Source organism: Luteibacter sp. W1I16, from assembly GCF_050434905.1.
GTDB lineage: Bacteria > Pseudomonadota > Gammaproteobacteria > Xanthomonadales > Rhodanobacteraceae > Luteibacter.
In genome coordinates this window covers 4,293,911-4,303,959 of the sequence record NZ_JBNDJJ010000001.1, presented here as the reverse complement: position 1 = coordinate 4,303,959, position 10,049 = coordinate 4,293,911, and the positions used below count along the sequence as shown (strand labels likewise).

The 10,049-nt window shown below is 63.6% G+C and carries 8 protein-coding genes; 4 read left to right on the top strand and 4 right to left on the bottom strand.

The window, feature by feature from the left end:
* Positions 1-214: phospholipase D-like domain-containing protein (locus QFZ41_RS18925; protein WP_429200153.1), on the top strand; the 214-nt coding region annotated here is incomplete at its 5' end.
* Here QFZ41_RS18925 and QFZ41_RS18920 read toward each other — a convergent pair.
* Positions 198-3,209, bottom strand: coding sequence for a TonB-dependent receptor (locus QFZ41_RS18920; protein ID WP_429200152.1), 3,012 nt, complete (start codon positions 3,207-3,209; stop codon positions 198-200). The genes QFZ41_RS18925 and QFZ41_RS18920 overlap by 17 nt on opposite strands.
* 199 nt (positions 3,210-3,408) lie before the next feature.
* Positions 3,409-4,239 (bottom strand): oxidoreductase, encoded by an 831-nt coding sequence (locus QFZ41_RS18915; RefSeq protein ID WP_429200151.1) that lies wholly within the window; start codon positions 4,237-4,239, stop codon positions 3,409-3,411.
* Between the two features lie 134 nt (positions 4,240-4,373).
* Between QFZ41_RS18915 and QFZ41_RS18910 the strand changes: the two genes are divergently transcribed.
* On the top strand, positions 4,374-5,306 hold the full coding sequence (locus QFZ41_RS18910; protein WP_429200150.1) for an AraC family transcriptional regulator N-terminal domain-containing protein: 933 nt from the start codon (positions 4,374-4,376) through the stop codon (positions 5,304-5,306).
* A gap of 26 nt (positions 5,307-5,332) precedes the next feature.
* On the opposite strand, the gene QFZ41_RS18905 is transcribed toward QFZ41_RS18910, so the two are convergent.
* Both QFZ41_RS18905 and QFZ41_RS18900 read right to left on the bottom strand, forming a co-directional pair.
* A complete protein-coding gene (locus tag QFZ41_RS18905) occupies positions 5,333-5,740 on the bottom strand; it encodes a DUF3606 domain-containing protein (protein ID WP_429200149.1) in 408 nt (135 codons plus the stop codon).
* A gap of 106 nt (positions 5,741-5,846) precedes the next feature.
* A complete protein-coding gene (locus QFZ41_RS18900; RefSeq protein WP_429200148.1) occupies positions 5,847-6,953 on the bottom strand; it encodes a serine hydrolase domain-containing protein in 1,107 nt (368 codons plus the stop codon).
* Positions 6,954-7,190: 237 nt separating this feature from the next.
* On the opposite strand from QFZ41_RS18900, the gene QFZ41_RS18895 reads away from it, so the two are divergent.
* Positions 7,191-7,943, top strand: a complete 753-nt coding sequence (locus tag QFZ41_RS18895; RefSeq protein WP_429200147.1) for a 4'-phosphopantetheinyl transferase family protein — start codon at positions 7,191-7,193, stop codon at positions 7,941-7,943.
* 73 nt (positions 7,944-8,016) lie between these two features.
* A complete protein-coding gene (locus QFZ41_RS18890) occupies positions 8,017-9,930 on the top strand; it encodes a glycoside hydrolase family 76 protein (protein WP_429200146.1) in 1,914 nt (637 codons plus the stop codon).
* Positions 9,931-10,049: the final 119 nt, after the last annotated feature.

The following is a 10,049-nucleotide window of genomic DNA, read 5'->3' as shown; positions in this document are numbered from 1 at the left end:
ACCGATTCCCTATGCCCGTGTGGAGCATGCGAAGTACGTGATGGTCGACGACGAACTCGCGTTTGTCGGTACGGGAAACTGGAGCTGGAGCTATTTCGAGAGTGCGGTAGACGCTTCGCTCTTTATCCACGGTCCACTGACCCGTCCACTCGGCAGAATCTTCGACGCCGATTGGAACGGGCCTTACGTCAAACCACTTAAAAGTCATAACTGACCGACAACCGCGCATAACGCGGCTGCTGGCGGATCGTCACCGTGCGGTACAGCGGATTGATCAACTGCGGGCTAAGTTCGCTGTACGGCGACAGCTGCAAGGGGCGCTGCTCGTTGGTCAGGTTGAAGATGTTCACGCTGAAGCTGAGCTTGTGATCGGCGAAGGTCGGGCTGTATGTGGCACCGATGTCCAACTGACGTGTCCACGGCAGCCTGCCCTGCTTGCCCGGCGCCGACGGCTCGCCATTGCAGAAGTGGTAGAGACTGCCGTACGACAGCGGATCGGTACCCTCGGCGCCATAGAAGCCCAGGCAATGCTTTGGGCTGCCGGAGATGATCGCCAGGTTCGCGGACACCAGCCACTCCGGATCGATCTGGTAATAACCGTAGAGCTTGATCTGGTGCGTGTGATCGTTGTTCTGCGGTCCGTTGGCGAACTGCATGATCGACGCGCCATCCCAGTCGTAGCTGGTGGACGCGTTCGCCTGGCTCACGTCGGACCGAAGCTGTCCCTCGGTATTGCCGTAGCTGCGCGAGAACACGTAGTCGAACTTGGCATACCAGCGGCCGTCGAACGGATGCTCGAGCAGCGTTTCCAGGCTGTAGTACTGCCGCTTGAGCTTCGGGAAGCCGAGGTCCGCATTGCTCATCGGCACTTCCACGTAATTCCCGCTCGCATCCACCAGCGTGAAGGTGTTGGCGCGGCCGGGATTGATCAGGAAGCAACTGTTGCTGGTGGAGGCGTCGTAGCCGAGCGAAGCGGCCTTGGCCAGCACCGCGTCGCGGTCGCAGTAGTCGTCGATCGCGTTGCGCAGGCTGCGGTACATCAGCTTCGCGCCATAGACCCACGACGGGCCCGCTGTCTTCGTGAAGCCGAGGATGTACTCGTCCTGTTTCTCGGCCGTGAGTCCCTTGGCGGTGGTCATCTTCGGGTCGGGCTGCTGGCCGTAGAGGTTCAGCCCCGAGACGGGGCCGGACATCGCGGTGAGGCCGGTCGGCGTACCGTCGCTCGCGATACCGCTGTATGTGTAGTACTGGACGGTGTTGGTCGTGGCCGCCGCGGAATTGAGTGCGGGATTCAACGGCAGGCCCAGGTAATAGCGGCCGGCATTGCCGTAGACCTTGAAGCTGGCGTCGCCGAGGACGTCCCAGCTGAAACCCAGGCGAGGCGCCCACTGCGGCTTGGTCTGTGTGATATAGGCCTGGCTGGCCGAATCGTAGTTGGTGAACTGGTCGTTGCGCAGGCCCAGCTGCAACAGCAGGCGATCGTTCACCTGCCACTTGTCTTCGATGTACTGCGCACGCTGCGTCGAACGGACGGTGGCGATCTGGCTATAGGTGTTCTTCTGGACGAAATAGCCTTCCGCGCCATTCGGGAAATCACCCGTGGCGCCCACGCCGAGGTCGGAGTTGATGGGCACGTCCGGCAACGACTGGCTGTACGACCACGTATAACCCGGTCCCGAGGACTCACTACCCTGGTCGGAGGCCTTGGCCGTCAGGTTGTCGATACCGACGCTGATCGTGTGCGAGCCGATGGCGTAAGCGAGGTCCAGCCGCGTATTGGTGGTGAAGTTGCCGCGGTTCGGGTCGCTCAGGCCGTCGGTGGTCTGCGCGTTGCCGATGGGCACCCCACCGTTCAGTGCGGGGTTCTGGTTCACGTCACCGTCGATGTACGTGAGACTGCCGTTGTAGTTCGCCGGCGCCTGGTACGACCGCGTATGCATCTTGCCGTACTCGGCGGTAAGTGTCAGCGCATCGGTGATATAGCTGGTGAACTTGCCGCTCCACAGGTCGCCGCCGTTCTTCTGTCGATCGGCGTCGTTGACGAAGCCGCCACGCTGCTTCGCGACATAATCATAATCGTAATACGAGCCGTTGGTCTCGGTCTTGTCGGAGGCGCCGGTGAGCTCGAGGATGTTGCTGTCGGTGATGTTCCAGTCGAGCTTGGTATACCAGCGCGGCATGGTGCTGCGCGATTTCTCGAACGAGTTGCTGGCCTCTTCGTTCGCGATCGCCTGCGTGTCGTGACGCTCCACTTCCGCCGCCACGAAGACGTACAGCTTGTCCTTGATCAGCGGGCCACCGGCATACACCGACGCCGTGCTTCCCGTATCGCGATTGCCGCGGTTGTACGCATACAAGTTGCCGGCCTTGGCCGACTGCGGCACCCCGCTGGCGTAGTAATCGTTGGCGCCCTTCGCCCGTGCGAACTGCGGCTCCCACAGGAACTGCACGCCGTAATGCCAGGTATTGGTACCGCGCTTGCCCACCGCGTTGATCACGCCACCGTCGGAGCGGCCGTACTGGGCACTGTATCCACCGGTATAGACCTCTTCCTGGTCGATCGCTCCGTACGGCAGCGTGATGCCACCCAGGGCCTGCAGGGGATCGGTGGTGTTGAAGCCGTTGATGTAGTACGCGTTGGCGTTCGCGGACGAGCCACCGAAGCTCACCAGCGACTTACCGGTGTCGCTGGTGAAGCCGCCGTTGTTCGGGACGACACCTGGGGCGAGCTGGGCGATCTGCTCCGCCGTGCGCCCCAGCGGCAGCTTGGACAACTGCTGCGCGTCGATCACCGTGCGTGAATCGACGCTGGCCACGTCGATCGGCGGCGTCGTGTTGGCTGACACCTGCACGCCGTCCAGTTTCGTCGCCTGCGGCGCAGCCGTCGAGAACGAAACCTCGCTGGCGTTGCCCACGCGCACGGCCACGTTTTGCCTCGTCTCGACCGCCGAACCGTTCTGCAACAACGTCACCGTGTAATCCCCGATAGGCAGCGCGGGGGAGCGGTAGTGACCACTCGCGTCCACCGGGAGATCGCGGCTGACACCGCTCTGGTTTTCCACCCGGACCGTGGTGCCGGCGGCCACCGGTACCTCACCGAAAAGGCTTCCGGTGGTCGACTGGGCGAAGGCCGCCGGGGCGCAAGCTAGCGCCAGCGCCACGCTCAACGTGCGGAGGGGAAGACGCCGGGAATAATGCAGTGTCGACATGGCAAGGACTCGAGATGCGGCACGGCCAGGCGCACGGGAACCTCCCATGGACCGGGAATGCGAATGGATGGGAACGCCCGGCCAGGAAGAGCCGACGCCTCACCTTCTAGCATCGAGTAAACGTTTACACAACGGTTACATGCGCGTTACGTAAATCTCGCAAGTTCTTGCGCACAAAAGGGATTCCTGGCCCCTTCCGTCACCCGTCCGTGGATCGCGTAAGGTCTTCCCACCGGCCGATTTCCGCCGTCATCGCCGCGAGCTTTTCGCGCACGAGCGACAATGCGTCGCTGCCGAGCAAGAGGTGCGCGGGCGGCGCGGGCAGGCTGACCACGGTCAGGATGGCCTTCGCCGCCTTGGCGGGATCGCCGAGCTGCTTGCCGCTCTTGTCCTGCCGGGCCTGGCGGATGGGGTCGAACAATGCGTCGTAATCCGGGATGCTGCGCGGCGAACGCTGCATGGAGCGCCCGGCCCAGTCCGTCCTGAAGCTGCCCGGCGCCACGGCGGTCACGTGCACGCCGAACGGACGCAGTTCCTTGCCCAGCACTTCGCTGACGCCTTCGAGCGCGAACTTGCTTCCGCAGTAATACGAGATGCCCGGCAAGGTGATGAAGCCGCCCATCGAGGTGATGTTGACGATGTGTCCACGGCGGCGCTCGCGGAAACGCGGTACGAACGCGTGAGTCACCGCCACGGCACCGAACACGTTCACTTCGAACTGGCGACGCATCTCGTGAAGCGGCGATTCCTCGAAGATGCCTTCGTGGCCATAGCCCGCGTTGTTGACGAGAACATCGACCTCACCGAAACGCGATTCCGCATCGGTAACCACGCCGGGTATGGCATCGATATCGGTCACGTCGAGGACGACGGCATGGGCACGGCCATCGTCCAGGGCCTCGAAGGCGCCGCGAGCCTCCTCGTTGCGCACGGTGCCGATCACCGTGTGGCCGGCAGCCAGCGCTTCGCGGGACAGGGCCAGTCCGAAGCCGCTGCTGACGCCGGTGATGAAGAAGGTCTTGCTTGTCATGATGATCTCCTGGTCAGGAACGCAGCCCATGGTAGGCCTCCCGTCCGTTGTCCCCATGGCGTGGCCTATGGAGTCATTGCCTGATCCTATGAACAGCGCTTGCGGCAAGGTCCCGTAAGCCGGAGAGTGTGGGCATGGATACGCCACTACGCCATCGCATGATCGCCCTCCTCCGCGACCTCGCGCCGGACGAGGGCTACTCGCTGACCACGCTACCGGACGTGCGCCTTCTGCGATCCGACCGGCCGTTGAGCCAGACACCGGTCCTCTACGAGCCGGGCATCGTCGTCGTGGTGCAGGGACGCAAACGCGGCCTTCTGGGTGACGAGGTGTTCGTCTACGACGATCAGCATTACCTCGTCGTATCGGTGCCCGTGCCCTTCACGATGGAAACGGACGCCTCGGCCGATGAGCCACTACTCGCCATCTACTTTCGCCTGGACCACGCCATGGCCGCGGAGGTTTGCATGCGGCTCGACGAGTTGCAGGGTACGTCGGTGGCGGCTCCCAAGGGCTTGTATGCCTCTCCCATGGAGAAGCCCCTTGCGACGTCCGTCCTGCGTCTTCTCGAAGCGTTGGCGAACCCGCCGGACAGCGAAGTGCTGGGCCCCGCGTTGATACGCGAGATCTACTACCGCGTCCTTTCCGGTGCGCAAGGCGGCTCGTTGCGCGCCGCGCTGACCCAGCAAGGCAAGTTCGGCATGGTCGCCCGCGCGATTCGTACCATCCACAGCCGCTATGCCGATCCGCTCGGCGTCGACGAACTCGCAAGCGAGGCCGCGATGAGCACGCCAACCTTCCATGCGCATTTCCGCGCCATGACGGGCACCTCGCCGATGCGCTATGTGCAGTCCACGCGACTGCATCAGGCACGCCTGCTGATGCTTCGCGAGCACGCGACGGCGGCGGCGGCCGCGGCCGCCGTCGGTTACGAAAGCGCGTCGCAGTTCAGCCGCGAATTCAAGCGGCTGTTCGGAAGGCCGCCCGTCGAGGAAGTGGAACGGATGAAGCGGAGCTTCGCCATGCCGGCGCCACCGGTGCCGTCGGTATATATATCGTCACATTGAACGCACCGATACGTGTCGTTGCCAGCTCAGCCGACGACCCGCATCCAGGTTCCGGTGATCTTTTCCTGGACGACTTCGACGGCACGTCCCGATCCTCGAAGATCTCGCGCTCGTTCCAGTGCGAATTGCACGGCGGCACCCTCGGATGCGAAGGTCTCCTGCGCCGCCCCGGGTAACAGGACCCACCAGTTCCGATGATTGATCGACGGATAGAAGACGAATACCCGCAGCGTCTTTAGCGTCTCGCTGATCAACCGCTTACGGCGAAGTTCAGCCCGAACATCGCTCGACAAGCTACCCACAAGCACGACCGCAGCGCGCAAACGCTCCTCGGAGACCCCGAAGTTACGCGTCCAGAAACGAATGTCGCCCGGATTGGACACCGTGACTTGCGTGGAATCCAGCGGCGTATAGGCCAAATTCGATGCGTGCATGCAGATCTCCGTCAAAACGCATCTTGGGCACGTTGGCGGTTACGTCCGCGTGACATGGACCCCATCGCCGACACCTCCGGTACATCGGAGGCCATTCCGGCTTACATCAAAGGTCGGCCCCGGCGCGCTTCACCGTCTCGGCGTGCTTCCAGAGGTCTTCGAACAAGGCGGCGTAATTCTTCATCCCTTCGTTTTCCAACGACGTATTGGTGAACAGCACGACACCGATGTCGCCGGAGAGACTGGCCAGCATGTCGGTCTTCAGCCCCGGATCGGTACCTCCATGGCCGATACGGGTCATGTTGAACTTCGACTCCCAGAACAGCCCGGCATTCTTCTCGTCCAGCTTCACGTTATCGGGCTTGTTCGATGCGTTGAACTGCAAGGTTCGCATGGCCTGGACGGAGCCCTCTCTGAGCACGCGCACGTCGTCCAGTTTTCCGTTATCCAGGATCATGACGAAGAATTTCGACAGGTCGGCAACCGATGTTCGGACGCCTCCGTCGGGGTAGGTGGTCCCACCGTAGGGCTCGATAGGGATAGCGAGGTCCATCTGGGAGACGTAGAGACGTGCGTGTTTCGACGGCTTCACCTCCGAGAGGAACCACGCGGTGTCGTCCATTTTCAACGGCGCGAAGATGCGGCGCCGCGTATACGTGTTGAGCGGCTCACCCACCGCTCGTTCGACGATGAATCCAGCCAGGCCCGCGCCGATATTCGAATATTCCCTATAGGTACCTGGCTTGTGTTTGACGAAGTTGTCTTCCGCGTAATCCGCGCCGCGCTTGTCGAAGTAGTTCTTCAGGAAATCACCTAGTTTTACCGGGGAATCGCCGCCGTAGTGATACGTGTCCTTGTACACGGCCCACCGATCGCTGATGGACGAGGTATGCGTCGCGAGTTGCCGTAGCGTAATGGGTACCGTCGGGAAGTACGGATTGACGACCCTGAACGGGAGGTAGGCATTGATGTCCTCGTCCAGCGAGAGCTTCCCCTCTTCCACCGCGAGCATCATGGCGGTGCCCGTGACCGTCTTGCTGATGGAACCGATGTTCATCACGGTGGCGGGCGTAAAGGGTGTCCCCCGCTCCCGGTCGGCATAGCCATAGCCCTTCATCCATACCAGCTTCTTGTCGATGATGATCGCCGCCGCCACGCCGACCATGCCCGAGTCGGCCATGCGTTTCGTCACCATGACGTCCAGGGCGGACATGTCCGGTGGCGAAGGCCGAGGTGTCTGTGCGCCGGCCGCCCATGGCATCGACAAAATCCAACAGGCGATGGTCGCCGCCGCCAGCCATTTTCCAAGACGCATCGCCCTTCCCCACATCCACCCAGGTTCGACTAGATAGAAGCTTGATCGTGCCGCCGTCAACGGTGTCATAGGTCATGGCGGGACGATCCCATGGCCTGTGGACTATCCGTGCCGGCGTGACATCATAGGAACGCCATGCTGCCGCTGACGCCCTTGGGTCCCGTGTTTTCCGCATCGCCCGCGCATGCGGCCTTGTGCGTGGGTGAGCGCTTCACGCTGCCATTGGCCTCGGGGAGCACGGCCCACGGCATCTTGCTTCACTTCGACGCGGCCGCGTTCCACCCCAGTCTTTTCACCGAGAATGGCATCGCCATGCCCGACTCCGTCGCACGCAGTGTCGTGAAACGGCAAGCCGATTTTTTCCACGGCCGGCTGGCCGCCAGGCTCGCCCTGCGCAGCCTGGGCATCGATGGCGACACCGCGGTCGGGCTAGGCGACCGGCGCGAACCCCTATGGCCGGCCGCCACCACCGGCAGCATCTCGCACACCGCCGGCATCGCGGGTGCCGTGGTCGCCTCCTCCGATGCGGCGCCCGGCCTGGGACTGGACATCGAACATGTCGTCAGCGGCGACGCCGCGGCCGCCTTGCGAGGCCCGGTGGTCGACGCGGCCGAGCAAGCCGTGCTCGATGCCCTGTTCGGGGACGACCCCTTGCTCGGCCTGACGATCGCGTTCTCGGCCAAGGAGTCCCTTTACAAGGCGCTGTTCCCGCGGGTCGGCGCCTTCTTCGACTTCGATGCCGCCATCGTCCAGTACGTCGACACCGCCGCGCGTACCGTCCGGCTCATGCTCAGGACCACGCTCGCCCCGGCGCTGCCAGCGGGCACCTGCCTCCAGGTTCGCTACGACCTCCTCTCCCCTCGCCTGGTCATGACGCATTTCGCTTGACCTGGTTATCAATTTCGAAGAAGCCACTCTGTAACACTCCCGTCAGGGGTAACCACGAGGAGCGCTTCCGACCATGACATCGGTGATCGACGCCATACGTATACATATCCGGACCTTGCTGGCCGTAGCCGCCTTTACGGCCATGGCCGCGTCGTCTGCCACGACCTTGACAGCGGCACCCGCAAACGCGCGAGCCGACGGCTCCACGGCCGTCGCCCGCGCGCGGGTGGCCGCCGACGTGCTGATGGGCTCGTACGAGCCAGGAAAGGCATGGTTTCCGTCCAGCTGGTGGAACTCGGCGGTGGCCTTGCAGACCATCGGCGACTACATGCAGCGCACGGGAGACCGCCGCTACATCGGCCAGTTGGACAACACCTTCGAGAAAGACAAGGGCGTGTTCCCGGCCGGCGTCCTGTCGGGCGATCCGCTATTGGGCAACTTCACCAGCCGTGCCATCGACGACTCCGAGTGGTGGGGCCTGACCTGGCTGCAGGCCTATGACCTGACCGGCGACCCGAAATACCTGGACATGGCGGTCACTATCGCCAACTACGTCGATGGCTATTGGGACACCAGCACGTGTGGCGGCGGCGTCTGGTGGGATGGCGAGCGGACCTACAAGAACGCCGTCACCAACGGGTTGTGGATCCGGCTCACCGCCGAATTGCATAACCGCATCCCCGGCGATACGGCGTGGCTGGCGCGGTCGCGTGCCGCCTGGGCCTGGTTCCAGGGCAGCGGCATGGTCAATGCCGACGGCCTCGTCAACGACGGCCTGACCAACGCCTGCACCAACAACGGCCAGACCGTGTGGAGCTACAACCAGGGTCTTGCCATCGGTGCGGGCCTGGAATTGTGGCGCGCCACGAAGGATCCACAGATCCTCGCCAGCGTGCGCCGGCTGGCGGATGCCGCCATCGGTCCCGATGCGCTGGTTGTCGACGGCATCCTGACGGAGCGCTGTGACGCCACCGACGAGACCTGTGACGACAACGGCAAGCAGTTCAAGGGCATCTTCATGCGCTACTGGAGCGACCTCGTCGATACGACACGCGATGCCCGCTACGCCGCGTTCGCCGACCAGCAGGCCGAGAGCGTCTGGAGCAACGATCGCGACGCCGCCGGCCGCCTGGGCACCCGATGGTCCGGCGCCACCAGCGACGCGCATCCCAACGTCTTCGATTGGCGCACGCAGGCGAGCGCGCTCAGTGCGCTAATCGGCGACATCCCCACGCCGACGCCCTCCGCCTCGCTGGCCGCGACCCTCTCGCCCGCGCAACCGGTCGTCATGCCGGCCGCCTCGGGTACCACGACGTTGCCCATCGAACTCGGACTGTCGGCGACGGGATTCTTCCCGCTCACGACCCTTGTCTCCGTCGACGCGCCCGCCAGATGGAGCGCGTCACCGTCGGGGACTCTCGTCCGACTGCAGCCACACGGCAACGCAAACCCGGTCGAAGCCAGCCGAGCGTTGCGGATTACGGTGCCGAGCTCGGCACCCGACGGTCATCACAAGATTACCGCCAACGTCATGGCGGCCGGCCTGCATTTCGGCACCCAGGCCGACGTGCTGATCGCGCACGCCATCGACTTCGACACGGGCACCGTCGACGAGAATCCGTGGCTGTTTGATGCCGGTGGCTCGCAAAGCAACGGCGTGCAGAACCGCTTCGCCGACGGCAATGCACACTTCACCTATCGCTTCCCCTTCCCCGCCGATACCACCTCGGCCCAGGTGATCCTCACCATCGACGCCGAGTTCCTGGTGCAGGTCAGCAGCGACAACGAGCACTGGACGACGGTGTTGCAAGAAGACCGCCCCATCACCGATGGCTCGAACAAGGCCGACCGCGGCATCGACCTGACACCATACCTCGCCACGTCGGCCGATGGCTCGAAGCCCGTGTACCTAAGGGTGTCGGACTCGTTCCCCAATGACGGATGGGGCGGCCGCGTCTACCACGTCAAGGCGAACATCGCTCAGTAACTGCTCGTATGTCTCCGCCTGCGGTCATCCGCAGGCGGAGCATTCGCACGTCAACCTCGGTGGGAGCCGACAGCCCTGGTGGGAGCCGACCCTGTCGGCGAAACATGCTTGCCTCCTCC